This is a genomic window from Collimonas arenae, assembly GCF_000786695.1.
GTDB classification, from domain to species: Bacteria; Pseudomonadota; Gammaproteobacteria; order Burkholderiales; family Burkholderiaceae_D; genus Collimonas; species Collimonas arenae_A.
Genome location: NZ_CP009962.1, coordinates 2,678,062 through 2,701,674, shown reverse-complemented (window position 1 = coordinate 2,701,674; position 23,613 = coordinate 2,678,062). Strand labels below are relative to the sequence as shown.

The following is a 23,613-nucleotide window of genomic DNA, read 5'->3' as shown; positions in this document are numbered from 1 at the left end:
AAAATTACAAAATATAAATTACTTTAACAAATCGCCATAACCATATAATTTAATTAAATATTTATAGAAAATAAAAATGGCCGTACAAAAATTGGCACGGCCATCCTCAAACACAATCAAGTAGTTTAGATCTTCGGCGTTTCATCCTGCTTCAACGACTGCGCCAACTCCCCTGCCTTGAGCGACCCCATCAGCGACAACAAAGTATTGAAGGCGTTGGTGTCACCGCCCATCTGGATCTGCGGCACCAGCGGCACCTTGGAGGTTTCAAACGCTTCGGCCAGCCGCAGCATCACGGTTTGCATCAGCTGTTTATCAGCGCCCTCGCCTTGCATGGCTTCAGACTTTGCCTTGATTGCGGAGGCTTCGGCTTCACCGACCGATTTGATCGCTGATGCACGGCCGGAGCCTTCCATTTCCTGCTTGAACTTCTCCGCATGGGCCAGCGCTTCGATCTCCTGGCGTTTCTTTTCCGCCGCTTTGACGTTGGCGGAGCCCTGGTTTTCCTTGATCGAGATATCCACCAGCGAGCCGGTCAGCTCTTTCTGTTTGGCGGCGCGCTGCTCAGCCTCGTTGAGTTCGCGCTCTTTATCGGCCGCAATCTGCTTTTGAGCGAAGGTTTCCACCTGTTCACGCGCAATCTGGCGGTCACGCAACTGCGCCATGATGTTTTCAATCTTGGTGTCGCCTGGCTGCGGTTTCGGCGTACCGATCAATACTTCCTGGAATTCCAGGGAATAGGCCTGGAAGCGCTCCTTCATGTCGGCCGAGGCATTGCCTTGCAATTCGCTGCGCGACTGGATCAGCTCAATGAAAGTTTTGGTCTGCGACACATTCTTGAAATAAGACGACACCATCGGATCGAGCGTTTGCTCCACCAGTTGCGCCACATTGCCGAAACGCTGCACCACCATTGGCGCCTTGCGGTAATCGATATGCACCACCACCGACAGCGGCAGCTGCGGCTCAAACGCATCTTTGGTGATCAAGGTGATTTCGCGCAGATTGCTGTCGAAGCTGGAGCCGCTCTCGCCTGACTTCCACATCAGAACAAAGTTTGTAGTCGGCACCAGTTCGATCTTGCCGGCATAGGTATTGAAGGCGTATTTCCCCGGCATCAAAGGATCGCGCCAGACGCCGCGGCAACCGCTTTCGACCAGTTCGCCGTGACTATATTCCTTACCCGACAAATCGGAACCCTTGCGACCGGTGTAGGAAACCACCACGCCGACATAACCGACTGGAATAATGGTCTTCCTGATCAGTTCAACCGTGGCAAACAGGCGGTTGATGTAATAAGTACCTTCAACCAACACCCGTTCCTGACGCCCGCGCTGACCGCCGGCGGCAAGGAATTTCTCCGGCTCCTGGAAGGAATTGTGCGTATCGCCTACGTCCGGCGCCAGCAACTCGTCCTTCGGCAAACCGGGGCCGTCCTGCACGGTCACAATAGCCAACTGATCCGAATCATGGGTGCCAGCCACCTCCTTCAGCACCACAGGGGTAAAACCGCTGCGTTCATCAAGCACGCCTCGCATTTGCGCGTAGTAGGCTTTCTCCTGGGCGTCCAGCGACAAGGAGTAAGTCGCTTCCTCGGTCATCACTACAAACAATGCAGGATTGATGATGTGCGTGCCTTCGCGCAGGATCTTCCGTTGCGGTCCTTTCTGGCCGCCGCCTTCAAGGAACGAGCGGACGTCACGGAAATCTTCTACCTTGGCGTTGTCAGCCAGTGTCTGTCCGGCTGGCAGATCGACGCCGTCGCGCGCAAAGACATAGCCGATACGGCCCTGCGTGACAGACACCATCGGATGAATATGCACGCGGAACTGGAACGGCGCAAAGAAATGAAAACCGCCGCGGCGCAGATCGGGCTGCAAACCCGCCTCGCCGTGCAGAGCCAGCAAGCCGGCTTTCACCGATCCGCTGGAACTCCACAGCTTTTCAACTACGCCGATCCTGTCGTTCGGAATGTAGCGGATGATGCCGGACACGGAAAAAAATACTGCGGCCAATATCGCAACCGCAACCACAATAATGAGTACCGAGGGAAACCATCCCAGGGTTGAAAATAAATTAAACATATTGTTCTTTCTTTTAGAGGCTGTTGCAAACACACCTGGCGTTGTTGCCCTTGCAGGGCGCGTCCGGGCTTGCAAGCCCGGGCCGTTCCGCAGGCAGACGACAGTGTCGTCCGAAATCCCTGCTACACCCTCCTGGCCGTACTACTCGTACTGTCTCCGTCGGAGCGCCTAACCATCTGTGTTTGCAACAGCCTCTTATTGGTCGATTACTACATTTCCCTATCGCCGAGCTAGTGCCAGCGACCCTCTAGCCAGAAAACCTATGGCAGAAGTGTGATTTTTTGATGACTATTCTAGTTCAGGCCCGTCAGGAAGCCGCGCCACGATCCAGCGAAAAACCGAAATCGCCGTCGACCCAGGTGTCCTTGTCGCGGATGATTGCCTGCGCCGGCAGCGCTGCGTTCTTGACTGAAAAGCCGGACATTTTCTTGACCGCTGTACCGATCGCCATGAACTCCACCAGGCCATTGCCTATTTCAGCAATGTAAGTCTTGACCCCGACCACCTCTTCCGCACCCAACGCATCGGCTTCGTTCTTCAAGCGGTCGATTGCAATTTCGCGGGCGTCATGGATCAGCGTCGTCAGATCACTAATTTCACCCTTGGTGAAGGATTTGAATGCCGCCATGAAGCCGCCCACCACGCCGAGCGAATAGATGGAGGTCGACATCAGTAATTTGACCGGCGCATAGCCAAGGCTGGTCATGGCCCACAGTTCTTCACCGGTAAGGTCGCTGGTGACGGGATTGGCGTCAGCGCTGGCAGGCAGCGCATTATGCCGCGACGCCGTGCCCGCCATCAGCATCTCGTGCGTACCCATCCACGGCAGGATGGTCGTGCGGATGCCTACCACTGCGTTGGCGCCATCGGCCTTGGCCTGGCTGACCAGTCGTTCGAGCGCCTTGTGGCGTGTAGCATTGAAGATATTGCTGTATTCGGCGATTTCACCGCGCACCAGCGTCTTCAGCGAGCCCATGATGCCGCCGCCGACGCCCATCGAATACGCGATATTGCCGAACGCATGCTGGATCGGCTCATAGCCGGCATCCATATGACAGTACAACTCCTGCGCATCGCCGGCGGTGGTGAAAAAGCGACCTGAGACGCCGTTGGCATGCACGCAAGAACCCACAAACAGAAACTCGGTGCTGCCGCTGAACGATCTCAACTCGCTGGAAACACCCGCCACACCTGAAGCGCCTTCCTGCATGGCTTCTTTACGCATACGTTCAAAAGCATTGGCGCGACCCTCGTGAATCGCCGCAGTGACCTGGGTGATTTCGCCACCCAGCATGTTCTTCAGGCCGGCGCCAATCCCGCCGAGAAAGCCCATTGAATTGACGCTATTGCCTACTACGATCTCGCCCGCAGAATAATTTTTTAACGCCAGGCAGAAGATTTCATTTCCGGATAAACCAGTTACTTTAGCCATACGCCTTCCTTTTTATCGACGATAAATGTCTAATCAAATGTCCAAGGGCTCACTCTGGATATCCAGGGAAATGCACCAGGGACGAATTGATTCTGAACCTTAAACTGGAAGGCTGCTACTGATTTCGAAGGGTTGCGATTCGAATGTTTCTTCAGGCATGGTGGCGTGAATCACTGATATTCAGGGGTGATATTTCTGTTTTTTTGCGGCAGATAGATAAATAGAAAACACCATAAAAATGGTCCTACGCAATGAAGACTGAAGACGACAAATGGCATTGCGGGGTAAGCGTTCGCCGGCGCGCCGTAATATACTCAGGAGCCGTCAACCAATCAGAGCCGATTTCCTATGCGCAATTCCCCTATCTCTGTCATTGCCGCTACTACCCTGCTCAGTTTCGCAGCAACGGCTGCAGGCGCCAATCCTGTAGCAGCCCCCGCCGTTGTGAGTACGCCGTTCACAGAACAGGGCTATACGATCACCACCAAAGCCACGGCGCAGGACTGCCTGGTTGCCTCGAATATCGATCTCGAGACCATGATCGCTAAAACCGCCGATCTGCAGCGCCACGGCATGGTGCGGAAAAATGTCGACGCGGCCCACGTCCGCGCACATGCATGGACGATTGCTTCGGCAATGGGCTTGAAATTGCAACCGCAACTGATTCAGGACACTTTCAAAGGACATCCCGAAATAGAACGTTGCGGTTTTTTGCAGACGATTACCGCTGCGGACAACGCACTGGTTTCGGCCTACGCGCTGGTAATGACACGGGCGCAGTATGACAAGATCAACTGGTCGACATTTACCGGGCAACAGCTGCCAGCCACGGCAGAACATTTCAGCGTCGGTCCGGTGACCCAGCAACATGTAGACGCCGAGGCGAAAGTACCCTGATCCCACAGGCTAGCGAATTCGCGTCGGCGTAAATACGCCGCCGGCACATGCTTGCACGGTTTTGGATATGATGACGGGTGGCAATATGGGATTTCCGATGATATTCCCGTTTGCCGCAATACCTTGAACCTATCTACCGGAGCAGCAAAGCGTGACCACTTCCAGCACCGAGACGCAGCACAAGGCCCGCACCGCCGCCATGCCTTTCATCATGCTGACGGTATTGATCGACATGATTTCGATCGGCCTGATCGTACCGGTGTTGCCGGCGTTGGTCGGCAAATTCGCCGGCTCGCAAGCGGATACGGCATTCTGGTATGGCGCTGTGGCGTTTGCGTTCGGCCTGGCGAATTTCTTCGGCGCGCCGATCCTGGGTGCACTGTCTGATAAATATGGCCGGCGGCCGATATTGCTGCTGGGGTTTTGCGGGCTGGCCTTGAATTTTTTCGCCACCGCTTTTTCGACCGCACTGTGGATGTTGATCGTGGTGCGCCTGGTGGGCGGCGCCATGCAGGCCAATGCGGCGGTGTGCAATGCCTACGTGGCGGACATCACGCCGCCGGAGCAACGCGCCAAGCGCTTCGGCATGATAGGCGCGATGTTCGGCGTCGGCTTCATCATCGGTCCGGTAATGGGCGGTTTGCTGGGAGCGATCAATTTGCGCCTGCCTTTCATTGTCGCCGGCAGCCTGGCGCTAACCAACCTGGCTTACGGCTATTTTGTGCTGCCGGAATCGCTGCCGGTCGACCGCCGACGCAGCTTCAGCTGGAAATTCGCCAATCCGCTGTCATCCCTGCAGGCATTATCGCGCCTGAAGACGGTTGGCCCCTTGGTGGCAGTGATTGCCTGTAGCGGCCTTGCCCAATTCGTCTTGTTCACCACCTGGGTGCTGTACACCACGTTCAAATTTGACTGGGGTCCCTTGCAAAACGGCCAGTCGCTGGCTGCGGTCGGCATCATGTCGGTGCTGGTGCAAGGCGTGTTGCTGGGTCAAATGCTCAAACGTCTCAGCCCGCAGCGGCTGGCGATCATCGGCCTGCTGTCGTCGACTGCCGCCTATCTGTTGTGGGGTGTAGCCAGTCATGGCTGGATGATGTACGCCATCATTTTCGCCAACATCTTCGGCCCCACGGTCAACGCTGCAATCCAGAGCATCATTTCCGGTGCGGCGGACTCGCATAACCAGGGCCAGACGCTAGGCGCGGTCAGCTCGCTCAACAGCTTGATGGCGGTGGTTGCGCCTGTCATCGGCGCGCCCTTGCTGGGTGCGGTATCGAGCCTGCCAAAAGGAGACTGGCGCATCGGCGCGCCCTTCTATTTTTGCGCGGCGTTGCAGTTAGCATCGCTGGTGCTGGCGTTCCTGCACTTCCAGAGGCAACGCCAGCCTAGTGAGGACACGACAATTCTTACCAGTACACCGGAAACAGAAGACGTTTGATAAACACGCTGGCGATGCCGGCTACCCTGCTCACGCAGTCGCAGTTACTGGCAAAGTTATTTCCCGGCCAAATGCGCGCGCTGAAAGACGGCTCAGCGGAATTTCCACCCAGCGGTAAAAGAAAGCGCCGGCCACCAAGCTGGCTGCCCATGCCAGAACCATCCCGCCAGCCTGGTACAGCGGCTGCGGCGGCACAAAGCGCGTGAAGGCGGCATTGATTACCAGGCACACTGGGAAATGTACCAGAAAAATGGAATAGGAAATACGTCCGAAGGAACGGATCCATGACAAACGCTGGCGCGACATCAACACCCCGCGCCGATTCACCAGCACCAAGGCGCAAGCGACAATCAGCGCCACCGCGATACGGCTACGAAAATCGATCGCCAGCGCGCACAGCGCCGGCAGCAGAATCGCCACCAGCAACAGCGCCACCACAGCGGGACGGCGGCTCACGTCACGTGCCCACCAGGCGATAATACCGAGACCATAACTGCCGAAGAAGTAAGGCGCCCATGCATCCCAGGTCGAGTTCCGGTTGAAATACAGTAGCGATGCGGTCACGCCGATCACCACCAGCACCGGCGCCAGCCAAGGCGCGGAACGACGGCCAGCGACACTGCCGGTAAACCACAGCAGCATCGTCAATAATGCATATAACTGGAAATCTATAGCGACATACCAGGCGCCGGCCGAAATTGATTCGTAGCCCAGCACCGTATGCAGCAACAGCGCGTGCGCAGCCAGTTGCAGCGCCGAGGGCATGGCGGAAATCGAATAATGGGTCATCCACATGGCAGCCCAGGCCGAAGCCCCGACTCCCAATCCGGTCGCCACCAAAAACGGCGGCACCAGCTTCATGTAGCGGCGCCATAACACGCGCATGGGATCGGCAATGCCGGAATTTCCTTGCGGCGACAAGGACTTGGCGGCAAGGAAACCGCCAACCACCAGGAACACCTGTACGGCAATGCGCGCGTAACTATCCAGCCAGTCTATCAAGGCAGGCGCCACAGGGCGTACGTAGTCGGCCATCGGGCCGTAAAACGCCAGGTGATGCAAAACGATTAACTGGGCGGCAACCACCTTTAACAGGTCGATAAACCCGAATTGAAAATTGGTATTGCGGTCTGGTGCGTAAGATGAGCTTGGCAGCTGCGAAGAAGCGCTCATTGTCACATCCATGTTAAAAAAGATGCCAATGATAAACTTCCAGACGCGATTGTCCAGTGGAATATCGTTTTGTAACAATTGGAAATTTGAGCTGAAGAAGACCAGCTATAACTTACGTGAAAGCAGTGCAATAAAACGTTATAGAGTTGTATTGCACAGTGCATAACTTGTGTCGATATGGGGCCACCTAAGTCGCGCCAAACCTGCGCATCATGCTTTGCCAACGGCTAGCTGGTATTTCTTGATTTTGTCGTACAGGGTTTTCTTGGGCAAACCGAGGCGATCTGCGGCGGCCGCAACGTTGCCGCTGGTGGCGTTGAGCATTTCCGCAATCAGCAGGCGCTCATACACATCCATTTGCTGCGGCAACGACAGGCCTGCCGGCAAATCGCCAACTTCCTCGCCGCCAAAGTCGGTAACGCCCTCCGCCACGCCCAGCACCAGGCGATCGGCAAAATTGCGCAATTCGCGTACATTGCCGGGCCAGTCGCGAGTTTGCCATTGCGCCATTTGCGCCAGGCTCCATTGCGGCAGCGGTCGCTGGTAACGAATCGCCGCACCCTGGATAAAATGCGCCAGCAACAGCGGAATGTCTTCGCGCCGCTCGTTCAGACGCGGCAAATCGATGCTGACGACCCCGATGCGATAATACAAATCCTCCCGAAAACTTCCTTGCGCGCTCATCTGCAGCAGGTTGGCCTTGCTGGCAGCAATGATGCGGCAGTCGATGGCAATGGCTTCGTTGCCGCCCAACCGTTCCAGCTTGCGCTCCTGCAGCACCCGCAGCAATTTCACTTGCAGCGCCAGCGGCATGGTTTCGATTTCATCCAGGAAAACCGTACCACCCTTGGCGTATTCCAGCTTGCCGATGCGGCGCTTCTGGGCGCTGGTGAAGGCGCCTGCCTCATGGCCGAATATCTCGCTTTCGAATACCGTTTCCGGCAGGGCGCCGCAGTTGATGGCGACGAACGGTCCTTTGCGGCCGCTGGCAAGATGAAGCTGCCGCGCCACCACTTCCTTGCCGCTACCGGTCTGTCCATTGACCAGGATATCGACCATGGTCGGACCAACGCTACGGATCATGGTCCTGACGCGTTCGATCACCGCCGACTGGCCGATAAGGCTAGGCATATCGGGATGGGCTATCCAGGCAGCCTTGAGACGACGGTTTTCCAGAATCAAACTGCGCTTTTCTTGCGCCCTGTGTGCGGTTTCCATCAGCCGCTCGGCGCCGAACGGTTTTTCAATAAAATCGTAGGCGCCGGCACGCATCGCATCCACCGCCATGCTGACATCGCCGTGGCCGGTGACCACGATGACAGGCAAGTCCGGATCCAGCGTCACTACCTGCGTCAACAACTCCAAGCCAGAGCGGCCAGGCAAGCGTACATCGGTCACGATGACGCCGGCAAAACTCGATGTCAGCCATGGTTGCGCCTGTTCAACGCTGTCGCAAGCGTGCACGGTAAAGCCACCCAGTTCCAGGGTCTGGCTGATCGCCTCCCGCACCGACTGCTCATCTTCAATCAATACTGCTTCCAGCGTCGCCACAGTCGTCTCCATCACGATTCAAGCACTTTATCCATCGATTCCAGCAAAGGTATGCGCAACACGAATTCAGCGCCGCCATCGCTGTGATTATGAGCCGCCAGCCGGCCATTCATCGCTTGCACGATGGAAGAGGAAATCGCCAGGCCCAGACCGAGTCCTTTGCCGGACGGTTTGGTCGTAAAAAACGGTTCGAACAGATGCAAAGCGACCTGCGCCGGAATGCCCGGGCCGGAATCGCGGATGCGGATTACAGCTTCCCCCGTCTCCTGTTCAAGCACCAGCGAGATATTTTTTTGCTCGGCATTATCCACCGCGTCCAGCGCATTGCGCAACAGATTGATCAGGACCTGTTCGGTGCGCACCGAGTCACCCACCACCTGTGCTGCATCGCGGATATCGATACGCAGGCTAGCGCCATGCGTCAGGAACTCATTGTTCAATAATAATGCGGCGGCTTCTATCGATTTCGACAAGTCGATGACCGCCACCGCTTCATGGCTTTTCCGGGAGAAGCCGTTCAGCTGTCCGACGATCTTTCCCATGCGGGCGCTGGCATTGCTGATATGGCTGAGATTTTCCGTAGCCTTGTCGCGCTGCTCGCGCGACAGGAAAGTAATGGCGTTGTCGGCGAAGGCCCGGATTGCCGCCAGCGGCTGGTTCAGCTCGTGTGCGATGCCCGCCGCCATTTGGCCCAGCATCGCCAACTTTCCGGCCTGGATCAGATTATTCTGGGTCGACCGCAACAAATGCTCGGTTTCCTTCAGCTTGGCGTATTTCACTTCCAGAGTGTGATTTGCCACCATCAATTCCTGGGTTCTCAGCGCTATGGTGCGGTCCAGATATTCTGCCGATGTCAGACGTTCCTCCAAACGCCGCCGCCGTTGGTATATTGCCCACATGGTAATCGCCGCGATTGCCAGCAACAGCACGGCGGCCAACGTCCATAACATGGCAATGCGGACGATTCGCGCTTGTGATGGGAACACTATCAATTGCCAGCCGAGGCGCCCTACCTCACGCGTCACATGCTGGCCGAAGCCGATCCTCTGCGCTTTCGGCAGCGAGATCAGCGGTGTTATGGGCTGGTCGGCATATTGATGGGTGCCAGTGAGATCTTGCTGCACCGCGCCGTTCAACGGTGACATGCTGTGGTATTTCCATTCTTGGCGATTACTCAAAAACACCACGCCTCTGCTGTCGGTCAGCGCGATCGGGTCTTCGCTGCTGCTCCAGGTGTGTTCGAATTCAGTCAGGTCGATCTTGACTACCATGACGCCCAGCGCAGCCTTGCGGCCGTATTCAGCAGCGCTGGCGTAAATCGGCTGGGCGATGAAATAACCGGGAACATTGGTGGCGTTGCCGATGCCGTAGAAGCGCCCGGGCTGGCCATTGATCGCTGCGCTGAAATAGGGCCGGAAGCCGAAATCCCTGCCGACGAAGCTGGTCGCGGTATCCCAGTTGCTGGAAGCCAGGGTCAAGCCTTTTCGGTCTAGTACATAGATCGCCACTACCTTCGACTGCCGCTGTATCAGTTGCAGCGCCAGATTGAGACGCTGAATGTTCTGCTGGTCACCCGGCTGCGCCAGCGCCTGCAGCACATCCGACTGGAATCCCAGGGCAAACGGCAAGGTCTCGAATTTTTGCAGCACCGACTCCAGGTCCAGCGCAACGATCTGCAACTGCCGCTCGCTGCCCTCGCTGATATCGCTGCTGGCTTTCCTCGCAGCCAGCACATAAGTGGTGACCACTACCGCGCTCGCACAAATGATCGCCAGCATCAGCAGCAGCAACGATTTTCTCGATTTCATAACGACACCTGCAGGCTAGTCGCGGCAAACGTCAAAAAGGAAGAAAGCGGCGACGGCATCGATTCAACCGTCACCGCCTGTTCCTTAGCGCGGCGTGGCTGCGGTGCCCTCGGCTGCATAGTTGTGCGTCTCAAGCGGAACATCTTTGAGATAACCTTCCTTGCTCGGATCACGCATCTTGTAGGCGACGATGAAGGCCAGCGCGCACATGACCGATACGTACCAGTAGAAACTGGATTCGATGCCGAACTCTTTCAGCTTGAGCGCCACAAATTCCGCGGAACCGCCGAAAATCGAATTGCCGACCGCATAAGACAAGCCAACACCCAATGCGCGGACTTCCGGCGGGAACATTTCTGCCTTGATCAAGCCGCTGATCGAGGTGTAGAAACTGACGATCGCCAATGCCAGGATCACCAGCCCGAACGCCGCATACGGGCTGGTCACATCCTTCAGCGCATGCAGGATCGGCACCGTCGCGATGGCGGCCAGTCCGCCGAACCACAGCATGGCGGTGCGACGCCCGATCTTGTCGGAGAGCGCGCCGAACAGCGGTTGCATCAGCATATAGACAAACAATGCCGCGGTCATGACAGTGCTTGCGGTCTTGGCGTTCATGCCGGCGGTATTCACCAGGTATTTCTGCATATAGGTGGTGAAGGTATAGAAAATCAAGGAGCCGCCAGCGGTAAAGCCAACAACAGTCATGAATGCCCGTTTATGCTTCATCAAGCCAGCCAAGGTGCCCGCATCCTTGCTTTTACGGGTTTCTGCGGTTGAGGTTTCACTGAGGGATTTGCGCAAATACAAGGCAATCAGGGCGGCAAGCGCACCCAGTACGAAAGGAATGCGCCAGCCCCAGGCATGCAACTGCTCGGACGTCAGGAATTGCTGCAAGATCACCAGCGCCAGCACCGCCAGCAGCTGTCCGCCGATCAGGGTCACATACTGGAACGAGGCGAAAAAGCCGCGCTTCCCTTCCAGTGCGACTTCACTCATGTAAGTAGCGCTGGTGCCGTATTCCCCGCCTACCGACAGGCCTTGGAACAGACGCGCCAGCAACAGCAGCGCCGGCGCCGCCATGCCGATGCTGGCGTAGGTTGGCAGGCAGGCGATCATCAGCGAGCCGCCGCACATCATCAACACCGAAATCATCATGGCGGTACGGCGGCCGTGTTTGTCGGCGATCCGTCCGAACAGCCAGCCGCCTATCGGACGCATCAGGAAACCTACAGCAAAGATGGCGGCGGTATTGACCAGTTGCGTGGTCGGATTACTGCTAGGGAAGAATACCGGCGCAAAATAGATCGCGCAAAACGAGTAGATGTAAAAATCGAACCATTCCACCAGATTGCCGGAGGAAGCGCCGACGATGGCGAAAATGCGTTTTCGAGTATCGGCCGCATGTTCGGACGGATGAAGTATGGTCATGGTGGTCTCCTGGTTTTAATGTTTTTTGTGCGATCCTGGCAACGGCCGTACCTGTGCAACATGAGCTGATGCGCAAGTTACATCATGCCATTCAGAGGGCACAACTAGCAAAGGGGGAATTTCAGATCAAAGTCAGCGTCAGGCTGCATTGCAGGCGCAACGCAGCGGGCTATCTTGGTAGGCATGTTTGTCTCCTGTTGATTATATTTATACAAAAGATATTGCAGACTTTGTGCCAGCTCTGGCGAACAGACCAAGTACTTGATTTATTGAGGAATTTCCTATTGGAAATATAGCCAAATCATGATTCCTGTGCGGGAATCCGCAATTTCCGCTTAGCGGCTTGCGGTTTTCCGCTCGGGCAGATCGTCTGCAAAGGATGAATATTCAGATACTGCGAGCGCTATTGCGCTACCATCTGCGCTGAAAAAATTAAGGAAGCAAGATGAATCAAGAAGAACGCATGGTCGACATCGAAATCAAACTGACCCGCCAGGACGACCTGCTGGACGAGTTGAACAAACTGGTCTATCGCCAGCAGTTGAAGATAGACCAGCTGGAAGCTTTATGCGCAGCTTTGGCGCAGCGCATCAAGGACGCCGCCGACAGTAATAATGCCGGCAGGGACAATTCGGCCGCCAATGAACGGCCGCCACACTACTGATATTGCGGTTTCTTACAGCGCCCGGGTACGGGTTTCCAGCCACTCTTTGGCATCGCCCCGCACATGCGGCGACAACCGTTCCCGCACCTCAGCGTGATAGGCGTTCAACCAGTCGATTTCGTCGCTACGCAACAGGCTGAGATCGAGACAACGGGTATCGATCGGACACAGGGTGAGCGTCTCAAAACGCAGATACTCCCCAAACTCGGTCGTCTCGGCCGTCTGGTTCAACACCAGATTTTCGATCCGCACACCCCAGCGGCCAGGGCGATAGACTCCCGGTTCGATCGATGTGATCATTCCGACTTCCATTGCAGTATGCGCTTCCGGCGCCGCTGCGGAAATGCTTTGCGGGCCTTCGTGGACGTTCAGGAAATAGCCCACGCCGTGACCGGTGCCATGGCCATAATCGACTCCGGCAGCCCAGATCGGCGCACGTGCGATCGCATCCAGCAACGGCGACTTGATCGAGCGCGGGAATTGCGCAGAAGACAAGGCAATTACCCCTTTCAGCACCAGTGAACAGTCGCGCTTTTGCGCAGCCGACGGCTGGCCGATCGGCACCATGCGCGTAATGTCAGTGGTGCCGCCTACATACTGGCCGCCTGAATCGATCAGCAGCAAGCCGTCGCCGTTGATAGTTGCATGCGATTCTTCGGTAGCCTTGTAGTGCGGCATGGCGCCGTTCGGATTAAAGCCTGCGATAGTGCCGAAGCTCGGGCTGACAAAACCCGGACGCCGGGCGCGGGCTGCCGTGATATGAGTATCAATCATCAATTCGGTAACGGTTTCACGGCCCAGCGCCTGCTCCAGCCAGGTAAAGAATTCGCATAACGCGGCGCCATCCTGCTCCATGGTGGCGCGTACATGCGCTATTTCTTCCGGAGTTTTGCGCGACTTGGCGAACGTGGTGGGATTGAATGCTTCCACCACCTTGAGCGTGGCTGGCACTGCTTGCCGCAATCCCAATGTGATGCGGCGCGGATCGATCAGCAGCGTGGCGTCGGCCGGCAAGGCGGCCAAAGCCTCGGTTGCCTGCGCATAGGGCGCCAGAATCACATTGTCCTGGGCGAGGATTTCGCGCAAGGCCGCCGGTACTTTACCGTCGGCGAGAAACAGCGTGGTCTGTTGCGGGCCGACCAGCGCATGGGCCAGGAAGACCGGATTGTAATTGACGTCTGCCCCGCGCAAATTGAACAGGTAGGCGATATCGTCGAGCGTCGAGATGAAGTGCCATTGCGCGCCATGCTGCTGCATGGACAGGCGCAACTGCGCCAGTTTGGCGGCGCGCGACAAAGGCGCATGGGACGCCTGATGCTGGTACACCTCAGCCATCGGCAGTCCCGGACGCTCGCTCCAGACCTCTTCCAGCAAGTCCAGATCGCTGCGCAATGTGCTGCCGCCCTTGGCCAATGCCTGTTCCAGCGCACGCGCCGTGGCCAGCCCCAGCACCGTAGCATCGACTGCCAGCGTCTTCCCGGCAGGCAGGTTGGCGGCGAGCCAGTCAAGATGCAGCAAGCTGCTGCCGGTCGGTATTTTCATCAGCACGATTTCCGTACCGGCCAGTTCGGCTTCGGCTTGCGACCAATAGCGGCTATCGGCCCACAGCCCGGCGAAATCGGCGGTAATGATCAAGGTAGCCATCGAACCTGTAAACCCCGACAGCCATTCCCTGCCCTTCCAGCGCCCTGGCAGATATTCGGATAAATGCGGATCGGCCGACGGTATCAGGCAGGCATCGACATTGTGGCGTTTCATGGCGTCGCGCAGCAACTGGATACGTGGCGCGGCGGTAGTCTGGGAGAAGGTTCGGGAGTTCATCGTTGTCGGTGGGCAGAGTAGGCTGTTCGGAACAAATCGGATGGTTGAAAATTCGCTTACCGTGAAGACAGCTAGGATACCACTACCCACGAGGAAACGGGGGCAGCAGCGGAGGTTGCACGAGGAGTGCAACGGAGCTTCCATCGACACCAGCCGGGAACTTAAAAAACGAGTAAGCTCACACGTCAATGCAGCCGAAAAATCAGATCATCATAATTTCTCCCAGAGGAAATCGTCATGACTCGCAAAACCCCTATCGAGCGCTATCGCAACATCGGCATCAGCGCCCATATCGACGCCGGCAAGACCACCACGACGGAGCGCATCCTGTTCTACTCCGGGGTCAGCCACAAGATCGGTGAAGTACACGACGGCACCGCCACCATGGACTGGATGGAACAGGAACAGGAACGCGGCATCACGATCACCTCCGCGGCGACCACCTGTTTCTGGCAAGGGATGGCCGGCAACTACCCTATTCATCGCATCAATATCATCGACACCCCGGGCCACGTTGACTTCACCATCGAGGTGGAACGTTCGATGCGGGTGCTGGATGGCGCCTGCATGGTGTACGACGCCGTCGGCGGCGTCCAGCCGCAATCCGAAACCGTCTGGCGCCAAGCCAACAAGTACGGCGTGCCACGGCTGGCGTTTGTCAACAAGATGGACCGTGTCGGCGCCGATTTCTTTCGCGTGCATCAGCAAATCACGGACCGTCTCAAAGGCAACCCGGTACTGGTGCAGATTCCGGTCGGCGCCGAGGAAAATTTCCACGGCGTGGTCGATTTGATCAAGATGAAGGCGATTATGTGGGATGACGCCAGCCAGGGCGTCAAATTCGAGTACATCGAGATTCCGGCGGCGCTGCAAGAAAGCGCCAAGGAATGGCGCGGTCGCATGATAGAAGCAGCGGCCGACGCCAGCGATGCCATGATGAAGAAATACCTGGAGGGCGACGACATCAGCGAAGACGAGATCAAGGCGGCTTTGCGGCAACGCACGATCGCCGGTGAAATCGTGCCGATGCTGTGCGGCAGCGCCTTCAAGAACCGCGGCGTGCAAGCCTTGCTCGACGCTGTGATCGACTTCCTGCCGGCGCCGACCGATATCCCGCCGGTCAAGGGACACGATCCGGACGATCTGATCGTTGAACGGCGCGCCAGCGACGACGAAAAATTCTCCGCCCTCACCTTCAAGATCATGACCGATCCGTTTGTCGGCCACTTGAGCTACTTCCGCGTCTATTCCGGCGTACTGGTATCTGGCGACACTGTATTCAATCCGAACAAAGGCAAGAAGGAAAGAATCGGCCGCGTACTGCAAATGCACGCCAACCATCGTACTGAAATCAGCGAAGTGTATGCCGGCGACATCGCTGCTGCGGTGGGCCTCAAGGAAGCCAGCACCGGCGACACCCTGTGCGATCCCGGCAGCATCATCATGCTGGAAAAAATGGTATTTCCGGATACTGTGATATCGCAGGCGGTAGAACCGAAGACCAAGGTTGACCAGGAAAAAATGGGGATTGCGCTCAGCCGCCTGGCCGAGGAAGATCCGTCTTTCCGCGTCAAGACCGACGAAGAATCCGGCCAGACCATTATTTCCGGCATGGGTGAATTGCACCTGGAAGTGCTGGTGGAACGGATGCGCCGCGAATTTGGCGTCGAAGCCTCGGTCGGCAAACCGCAAGTCGCCTTCCGCGAAACCATCCGCAAGGTGTGTGAATCGAGCGAAGGAAAATTCATCAAACAATCAGGTGGACGCGGCCAGTACGGCCACGTCGTGCTGAAAATCGAACCGCAAACGCCCGGCAAGGGTTTCGAATTCGTCGACGCCATCAAGGGTGGCACCGTGCCGCGCGAGTATATTCCAGCCGTTGAAAAAGGCGTGCGCGAAACGCTGGCGACCGGCGTCCTGGTCGGCTATCCGGTGGTCGATGTCAAGGTGACGCTGTTCTTCGGTTCCTCGCATGATGTCGATTCCAACGAAAACGCCTATCGCATGGCGGCCTCGATGGCCTTCAAGGACGGCTGCCGCAAAGCCAGCCCTGCCTTGCTTGAACCGATGATGGCGGTCGAAGTGGAAACGCCGGAAGAGAAAATGGGCGACGTGATTGGCGATCTGTCGTCACGGCGTGGCATGATCCAGAGCATGGACGACATCCCAGGCGGTGTCGGCAAAATCGTCCGCGCTGAAGTGCCGCTGGCCGAGATGTTCGGCTACTCCACCACGCTGCGCTCGCTGACCCAGGGCCGCGCAACCTATACGATGGAATTCAAGCATTACGCTGAAGCGCCGGCCAATGTGACCGATGCTGTGATCAATGCCAAGCATGTGGGGACTTCCAAGCACTGAAGTGTGTGAAGGAATATAAAAACGTAGGCCGGCCAAACGTAACGCCACCCGGCCTACGATGTCATCACATCGCGTTTTCGTCGATATCGCGCTCCAGGCCGTCTACCGGCAGCAAATGCCCCAGCTTGGCGGCCTTGGTATCCAGATATCTGGTATTGAAGGGATTGCGGTTGAGTATCAGCGGAATCCGCTCCACCACGTTGATGCCGATTTTTTGCAACGCCGCCACCTTGCGTGGATTGTTGGTCATCAGCCGCAACGCGGTAATGTCCAGATGTTCCAGCATGGTTTCGCAGATGCTGTAGTCGCGCAAATCCGCCGCAAAACCCAATTGCTGGTTGGCTTCTACCGTATCAGCGCCGCCATCTTGTATATGGTAGGCACGGATTTTGTTGATCAAACCGATGCCGCGGCCTTCCTGGCGCAGGTAGAGAATGGTGCCGCGCCCTTCGGCAGCGATTTTTTGCAATGCGCCTTCGAGCTGCGCGCCGCAATCGCAGCGCTGGCTGAACAGTGCGTCGCCGGTCAGGCACTCGGAATGGACGCGCGCCAGCACCGGCGCGCCATCGTTGACTTCGCCCAATGTCAGGGCCAGATGTTCTTTACCGGTACTGTGTTCGATAAACGCATGCAGCTGGAAAGTCGCCCATGGCGTCGGCAGCGCACACGACGTCACATACTCCAGCTCTTGGTTAACTGAGGGGGCGGATAGATTGCCTTTATTATTAGTGGTGCTCATCAGATTGATTTGAGGTGAATAAAGGGCATGTCATTGTATAAATGACACGCCCGCAGAATGCTATTTGTTCTAACATCGTCCGATACAGCGCTCATTCTACGATTATTCGAAAATATACGTATGACGACGCGTGCCACGGACAACTCCTGCGGTTATAAATAGGAAATGTAAATTGGGATTAATCAGGCGATTTCAACACTCTGCCATCTATCCGGTGAAATTATTGTTAGAATCTCATCAATTCAAATTTAGAGGCTGTTGCAAACACAGTTGGCTAGGCGCTCCGACGAAGACAGTACGAACGGTACGGCCAGGAGTAGCAACAACACCAGATGTGTTTGCAACAGCCTCTTAAAACTATCAATGCGTGAAGTCCCTGACCTGATTGCCTGTGAAGGATGCGATGCCCTGTATCGCAAGGTGTCGTTGCGTCGCGGCGAAATTGCTCACTGCCCGCGCTGCGGGACCGAACTGGACCGCGATGCGGGTCGCCAACGCGAACGCATTCTGCCGCTGACCGTCGCCAGCCTGATCATGTTTATGATCGCTAACAGCTTCCCCATCGTCGAAATCGAACTGCAAGGCTTGCGCAGCCAGACTACCTTGTTCGGCGCGGTGCTGTCTCTGACTACCGAAGGCATGTCGCTGGTGGCGATGCTGGTGCTAGCCACCACCATTCTGTTTCCGTTGCTGCAATTGCTATTTTTGCTGTACTTGCTGCTATCGCTACGCAAGCAGCACCGGCCCGCCGGCTTCAGATGGCTGGTGCGCGCCATGCAAAACCTGCGGCCATGGGGCATGGTGGAAGTATTTCTGCTCGGGGTGCTGGTGGCGGTGGTGAAGTTATCGAACATGGCGACAGTGATACCCGGCGTAGCGCTGTGGGCCTTCGGCGTGCTGACTGTATTGCTGACAGCGGTGGTTTCCTTCAATCCACGCCATTTCTGGCAGATGGCGTTTGCTGGCGACGACGCTAGCGGCAAGGATCACAAGGGAATATCACCATGAATAACGCCGACAGCCTGAGCGCCAGCGACGACGGCCCGATCATTGTCGCCGGCGACGCCGACTTGCCGGCGTATACTGCAGCCGGCCATGGCATGATGTCTTGCCATCATTGCGGCACGGTCTGGCAGGAAGTGCGCGATCACGAGGATTGCCAGCGCTGCGGCACCCCGCTGCACATGCGAAAACCGCACAGCATCATGCGCAGCTGGGCCTTTCTGATCGCCGCCTGCATCATGTACATCCCGGCCAACCTGATGCCGGTGATGGTCACCAAAACCCTGCTGGGTACGCAACAAGACACCATCATGAGCGGCGTCATCTATTTCTGGGTGTCCGGCTCCTGGGAACTTGCGGCAATCATCTTTATCGCCAGCTTCCTGGTGCCGCTGTTCAAACTGGCGTCGCTGATCCTGCTGACGCTGACGGCGCAAAAGCGAAGCCGCTGGCGCCGCCTGCAACGCGCCAAACTATACCGCCTGGTTGAAATCATCGGCCGCTGGTCGATGCTGGACGTGTTCGTTGTGTCGCTGCTGGCGGGGCTGGTGCAGATTGAAGGATTCGCCAAGATTACCGCCGGCTTCGGCGTGTTGGCGTTTGCCTCAGTGGTAGTGTTAACGATGCTGGCGGCGCTCAGCTTCGATCCGCGCCTCACCTGGGATAGCAACGATACGGAACCGACAGCAAATCAAAGTAAGAGGCTGTTACGAAATTAAGATGGCTAGGCGCGTCGACGAAGACAGTACGAGCAGTACGGCTAGGAGCGGATGGCCGCCCCGACGTAACAACGCCAGGTTAATTTCGCAACAGCCTCTAAGAGAATGAAAGCACAAGATGAGTGATGAGAATATACCTCCAGGCACGCAGCCATCGGCCCTGCCGCCGTTACCCGAGCCCAAGCTGAGCCGCAAACGCGACTGGCTGCCTTCGCTGATCTGGCTGATTCCGATCGTCGCCGCCGTCGTCGGCCTGACGCTGGTGGTCAAGATCCTGGTTGAGCGCGGGCCATCGATCACCATTACCTTCCGCACTGCCGAAGGGCTGGAGGCAGGCAAAACCAAAGTCAAATACAAGGACGTCGATATCGGCCAAGTACAAACCATTACCCTCAGCAAAGACCGTTCGCACGTACTGGCTAACGTCCAGTTGTCGAAAGAAGCGGAAAGCTTCACCGCCACCGATACCCGTTTCTGGGTGGTACGGCCACGGGTGGCTGCTTCCGGCGTTTCCGGGCTGGGAACCTTGCTGTCGGGCGCGTATATCGGCGCCGACGCTGGTACGTCCAAGGATAAAAAGGACGACTTCACCGGGCTGGAAGTCCAGCCTATCGTCACCTCGGACGCGTCCGGCAAGCAATACATGCTGCACGCTACCGATATCGGCTCGCTGGATATCGGTTCGCCGATCTATTTTCGCCGCATAAAGGTCGGCCAGCTCGCAGCCTACAACCTCGATGAAGACGGCAAAGGCGTGACCCTGCGCATTTTCATCGACTCGCCTTACGACAAATTCATTGGCGTCAACACCCGCTTCTGGCACGCCAGCGGCTTCGACATGCAAATCAACGCCAGCGGCTTCAAGCTGCGCACGCAATCGCTGGCGACCGTGGTGCTGGGCGGAATTGCGTTCCAGTCACCGGAAGACGAACTGGGCATGAAAGCCAAGGAAAACACCACCTTCAACTTGGCGGCAGACGAAGAAACCGCCTTGAAAGAGCCGGACGGCCCTTCGGAAACCGTTGTGATGTATTTCAACCAGTCCCTGCGCGGCCTGACGCCAGGCACCACGGTCGACTTCCGTGGCGTGGTATTGGGTGAAGTCAAATCGGTAGGCATCCAGTATGACGCCAAGCAGCGCGAATTTCAGATGCCGGTCGCGGTGCAGATCTATCCGGAACGGTTGGGCCGCAAATATGCCGAAGATGACCGCAAGTCCACTTATACCCCCAAGCAGCGACTGGAATTCATGGTCAACCGTGGCTTGCGAGCACAACTGCGTACCGGCAATCTGCTGACCGGCCAGCTGTATATCGCGCTGGACTTTTTCCCGAAAGCGCCGCCTGTGAAAATCGACAACTCGACGTCGGTGCTTGTAGTGCCGACCATTCCGAACAGCCTGGATGAAATCCAATCGCAGATTGCCGAAATCGCCAGGAAACTGAGCAAGGTGCCGTTCGACCAGATCGCCGCCGATCTGCAAAAGACCATCGGCACCATGAACCGTACCCTGCTCAATGCCGAGCAGCTGACCAAGAGCCTGAATAACGATGTGGCGCCGGAAATCATGGCGGCGATGAAAGACGTGCGCAAAACTCTGGATAACGCCGACCGCACCTTGTCCGATAATTCGCCGCTGCAGCAAGACATCCGCCAGACCTTGCAAGAGCTGACACGCTCGGCAGCCTCGGTGCGGATCCTGACCGACTACCTGGAACGTCATCCGGAATCCTTGATTCGCGGCAAGCAAGAGGAAAGCAATAAATGATCATGACCAAACCCACATTAAACCGCCTGCACAAAACCGTCATAACACTTGCGATGGCGGCAGCGCTGGCTGGCTGCGCCTCCAGTCCGACGCGTTTTTATACGCTCTCGGCGCCGCAGCAAGCACAGTCCCAGATGCAAACGCCAAACTCCCGGCTGTTTATCGAAGTATCGCCGATCGCCCTGCCCGAGCGCCTTGCGCGGCCGCAACTGGTGGTGAGAAGTACCGGCAGCAGCTCCGGCGCCAGGGTCGATATCCTGGAGCAGGACCGTTGGTCCTCTCCATTCAACAACGAATTGCGCGACGCCCTGGCTAGCGGCATCGCCAACCGCCTAGGCGCAATCGATGTCAGTCGCAGCGGCAGACCTACCGACCAGCCGGTCTACCGGATCGCCATCGAATTGCGTGAATTTGACGCCGCACCAGGCGATAAAGTGCAAGCCACTTATGGCTGGAGCATCACCCGCTCGGACAATGCCAAGACCAGCGTTTGCCGGTTGAGCGTATCGGAGCCGGTTGCTGCCGGTATGGACGCGCTGGTAGTAGGCGTGCAACGAACGGTGGCGGATGCAGTCAACGCAATTGCCGCCAATGTCACGGCATTCAAAAGCGGCGCTACATCCGCCTGCCAAAACTAAGCGTGTGGAACTAAAAACCGCATAAGGACAACGAGCTGCCAGGATGAACAAACAGTATGAACTGAAAAAATCCAAGAATATTGCTCTGTTATTTTTGGCAATTGTCAGCGCTGTGTTTATCGGCACCCTGTTCCTTCCGGGTGGTTTCTGGCCCGACCTGATCAAAGCGGTTTCAGAAGCGGCGATGGTCGGCGCACTGGCGGACTGGTTTGCGGTGCACGCACTGTTCAAGCGTGTGCCGATTCCACTACTGTCGCATCACACCGCCATCATCCCCAGGAACAAAGACAAGATCGCAGACAACCTGGCGATCTTCGTCAAGGACAAATTTTTTGACGTCGACTCAATCGCCGGCCTGATTCGCAAACACGATCCGGCCAACCTGCTCTCGGCCTGGCTGATCGCTCCAGGCAATACCGAAAATTTCGGCCGCCATTTGCTGACAGTGGCTGCGCGCATGCTGGATTTCATCGAGGACGCACCGGTGCAGCGCTTTATGACGCGCGCGCTTCATGTGGCACTGGCAAAAGTGGATTTATCGCAGTCAGCCGGTGTGATTCTGGGGCATCTGACCAAAGATGGACGCCATCAGGCATTGCTGGATGAGGCGCTGATGCAATGCGCAGACTTGCTGGCGAATCAAGACACCCAAGACCTGATCGCAAGCGAGATCGTGATCTGGCTCAAGCAGGACCATCCGCTGAAAGAAAAGGTCTTGCCGTCAGAGTGGATAGGCCGGCAAGGTGCTGATATCGCCGTCAATGCCGTCAGCCACCTGCTCGCTGAAATCAACGCCAATAAAGAGCACCCCTTGCGCAACAGGTTCGACGACTTTACCGAGCGTTTTATCGAACAGCTCAAGGACGACCCGGATTTTATCGCCAAAGGCGAACAAATCAAGACCTATCTGCTTAATGACCCAACCCTTAACATCTACTTGAAAGACCTGTGGGGCTCACTACGTGCATGGCTCAAAGATGACCTCGCGCGCAACGACTCTTTGCTGCACCAAAACATTGTCGCCGCCGGATTATGGCTGGGAAAAACGCTGGCTGAAGACCCCGCTTTACGCCGCTCGGTGAATGCCCATCTTGAAGACGCCGCGAAAAACATGGCGCCCGACTTCGCCGATTTTCTGACGCGCCATATCAGCGATACCGTCAAGAATTGGGACAGCAAGGAAATGGCGAAGCAGATCGAGCTCAACATCGGCAAGGACCTGCAATGGATACGCATCAATGGCACCATCGTCGGCGGATTGATCGGCTTGCTGCTGTATCTTATTTCGCAACTACGGCAATGGATGCCGCATGTTTGACAACGCTCTGCCGGTAATACTGGCGGGTCATCAGAAACGTTCGTAACCCAGAAGATAGCGCCACTCGCCAACCGCAAGGCCTGCCATCGGCAAACGACCGATGCGGATGCGCTTGATGGCCACCACTTGCAGCCCTACCTGCTCGCACATATGCACCAGCAAGCCACGCGGCGGCGCCTTGAGCGCGAAACGCAGGCGTTTTTCATTTTGCCAGCTGACCTTGATCGGCAGCAGCGGCTTGCGATTGAAACTGAGGCCATGATTCAGCAACTTCAGGCCGTCAGGGATAATGTCGCCGGCAACCTCGACGATGAATTCCTGCTCGATCTTGGCCGCGTCGTCGACCAGCTTGCGCGTCACCCGCCAGTCCTGGCTGAAAATCAGCAAGCCGCTAGCCATCGTTTCCAGCGGCTCAATCAGATTCAGATTGCTCAGATGACGCTTCAGAAAACGTAATTCAGCGCGGTCGTCGGCAGCACGCTTGTCGGGCGATACCAGGCGCGCCGCCAGATCGGCCATCGGTGTCTCGGCGAACAGATTCAGTCCGGCCGGCTTGTGGAAGAGGATGGTGACCGGATCTTGCGGTTCCAGCGTGGCTTCCGGCAGCAATTCAATCTGCTGGCCCGCACCGATGCGAAATCCCGGCTCTTCTACTACCACCCCGTCGACTTTCACCCAGCCGCCCTCGATATACTGTTCGGCTTCACGGCGGGAACACGCTTGCAGTTCTGCCAGTTGCTTGGACAGGCGGATTGTTTCAGTCATATTTGAA

At 56.8% G+C, this 23,613-nt stretch carries 18 protein-coding genes; 9 read left to right on the top strand and 9 right to left on the bottom strand.

From position 1 onward, the window contains the following. Nucleotides 1-125 precede the first annotated feature (125 nt). Both LT85_RS11975 and LT85_RS11970 read right to left on the bottom strand, forming a co-directional pair. Nucleotides 126-2,084: an SPFH domain-containing protein gene (locus LT85_RS11975; protein WP_038489014.1), complete on the bottom strand. Its 1,959-nt coding sequence runs from the start codon at nt 2,082-2,084 to the stop codon at nt 126-128. Between the two features lie 307 nt (nt 2,085-2,391). Beyond that, the gene (locus LT85_RS11970) at nt 2,392-3,516 is read right to left on the bottom strand and encodes a heavy metal-binding domain-containing protein (RefSeq protein ID WP_038489012.1); all 1,125 of its coding nucleotides are present in this window, start codon (nt 3,514-3,516) and stop codon (nt 2,392-2,394) included. 348 nt (nt 3,517-3,864) lie between these two features. Here LT85_RS11970 and LT85_RS11965 point away from each other — a divergent pair, with 348 nt between their 5' ends. Beyond that, complete coding sequence (locus tag LT85_RS11965) at nt 3,865-4,413, top strand: hypothetical protein (RefSeq protein WP_038489011.1); 549 nt, start codon at nt 3,865-3,867, stop codon at nt 4,411-4,413. A 151-nt stretch (nt 4,414-4,564) separates the two neighbouring features. Continuing rightward, complete coding sequence (locus LT85_RS11960; protein ID WP_038489008.1) at nt 4,565-5,851, top strand: TCR/Tet family MFS transporter; 1,287 nt, start codon at nt 4,565-4,567, stop codon at nt 5,849-5,851. Nucleotides 5,852-5,881: 30 nt separating this feature from the next. On the opposite strand, the gene LT85_RS11955 is transcribed toward LT85_RS11960, so the two are convergent. The 4 genes from LT85_RS11955 to LT85_RS11940 all read right to left on the bottom strand — a co-directional run bounded on the left by LT85_RS11955 (nt 5,882) and on the right by LT85_RS11940 (nt 11,814). Beyond that, the gene (locus LT85_RS11955) at nt 5,882-7,024 is read right to left on the bottom strand and encodes an acyltransferase family protein (RefSeq protein WP_052135522.1); all 1,143 of its coding nucleotides are present in this window, start codon (nt 7,022-7,024) and stop codon (nt 5,882-5,884) included. A 210-nt stretch (nt 7,025-7,234) separates the two neighbouring features. Continuing rightward, nucleotides 7,235-8,587 carry a sigma-54-dependent transcriptional regulator gene (locus LT85_RS11950; RefSeq protein ID WP_038489005.1) on the bottom strand — a complete coding sequence of 451 codons (1,353 nt, stop codon included), beginning with the start codon at nt 8,585-8,587 and terminating at the stop codon, nt 7,235-7,237. Next, nucleotides 8,587-10,383 (bottom strand): sensor histidine kinase, encoded by a 1,797-nt coding sequence (locus LT85_RS11945; RefSeq protein ID WP_038489002.1) that lies wholly within the window; start codon nt 10,381-10,383, stop codon nt 8,587-8,589. Before LT85_RS11945 ends, LT85_RS11950 begins: the two co-directional genes overlap by 1 nt. 84 nt (nt 10,384-10,467) lie before the next feature. Next, nucleotides 10,468-11,814, bottom strand: a complete 1,347-nt coding sequence (locus LT85_RS11940) for an MFS family transporter (RefSeq protein ID WP_038488999.1) — start codon at nt 11,812-11,814, stop codon at nt 10,468-10,470. A 445-nt stretch (nt 11,815-12,259) separates the two neighbouring features. Here LT85_RS11940 and LT85_RS11930 point away from each other — a divergent pair, with 445 nt between their 5' ends. Beyond that, nucleotides 12,260-12,478: a SlyX family protein gene (locus LT85_RS11930; RefSeq protein WP_038488991.1), complete on the top strand. Its 219-nt coding sequence runs from the start codon at nt 12,260-12,262 to the stop codon at nt 12,476-12,478. A gap of 12 nt (nt 12,479-12,490) precedes the next feature. Here the strand turns inward: LT85_RS11930 and LT85_RS11925 are convergent, their stop codons facing one another. Continuing rightward, entirely contained in the window at nt 12,491-14,299 is a 1,809-nt protein-coding gene (locus LT85_RS11925; RefSeq protein ID WP_038488988.1) for an aminopeptidase P family protein, read from the bottom strand. Nucleotides 14,300-14,536: 237 nt separating this feature from the next. Here LT85_RS11925 and fusA point away from each other — a divergent pair, with 237 nt between their 5' ends. Then, the gene (gene fusA / locus LT85_RS11920; protein ID WP_038488986.1) at nt 14,537-16,657 is read left to right on the top strand and encodes an elongation factor G; all 2,121 of its coding nucleotides are present in this window, start codon (nt 14,537-14,539) and stop codon (nt 16,655-16,657) included. A gap of 64 nt (nt 16,658-16,721) precedes the next feature. On the opposite strand, the gene ribA is transcribed toward fusA, so the two are convergent. Then, nucleotides 16,722-17,396 (bottom strand): GTP cyclohydrolase II, encoded by a 675-nt coding sequence (ribA, locus tag LT85_RS11915; protein WP_038488983.1) that lies wholly within the window; start codon nt 17,394-17,396, stop codon nt 16,722-16,724. 363 nt (nt 17,397-17,759) lie between these two features. Between ribA and LT85_RS11910 the strand changes: the two genes are divergently transcribed. The 5 genes from LT85_RS11910 to LT85_RS11890 all read left to right on the top strand — a co-directional run bounded on the left by LT85_RS11910 (nt 17,760) and on the right by LT85_RS11890 (nt 22,841). Then, nucleotides 17,760-18,404 (top strand): paraquat-inducible protein A, encoded by a 645-nt coding sequence (locus LT85_RS11910; RefSeq protein WP_038488980.1) that lies wholly within the window; start codon nt 17,760-17,762, stop codon nt 18,402-18,404. Next, the gene (locus LT85_RS11905; protein WP_052135107.1) at nt 18,401-19,117 is read left to right on the top strand and encodes a paraquat-inducible protein A; all 717 of its coding nucleotides are present in this window, start codon (nt 18,401-18,403) and stop codon (nt 19,115-19,117) included. The genes LT85_RS11910 and LT85_RS11905 overlap by 4 nt, the downstream gene beginning before the upstream one ends. Before the next feature lie 118 nt (nt 19,118-19,235). Next, nucleotides 19,236-20,885 (top strand): intermembrane transport protein PqiB, encoded by a 1,650-nt coding sequence (locus tag LT85_RS11900; RefSeq protein ID WP_052135106.1) that lies wholly within the window; start codon nt 19,236-19,238, stop codon nt 20,883-20,885. Next, nucleotides 20,882-21,523, top strand: coding sequence for a PqiC family protein (locus LT85_RS11895; RefSeq protein WP_038488977.1), 642 nt, complete (start codon nt 20,882-20,884; stop codon nt 21,521-21,523). Before LT85_RS11900 ends, LT85_RS11895 begins: the two co-directional genes overlap by 4 nt. Nucleotides 21,524-21,566: 43 nt before the next feature. Further along, entirely contained in the window at nt 21,567-22,841 is a 1,275-nt protein-coding gene (locus LT85_RS11890; protein WP_038488974.1) for a DUF445 domain-containing protein, read from the top strand. A gap of 30 nt (nt 22,842-22,871) precedes the next feature. On the opposite strand, the gene LT85_RS11885 is transcribed toward LT85_RS11890, so the two are convergent. Next, nucleotides 22,872-23,606, bottom strand: coding sequence for an rRNA pseudouridine synthase (locus tag LT85_RS11885; RefSeq protein ID WP_038488971.1), 735 nt, complete (start codon nt 23,604-23,606; stop codon nt 22,872-22,874). Nucleotides 23,607-23,613 lie beyond the last annotated feature (7 nt).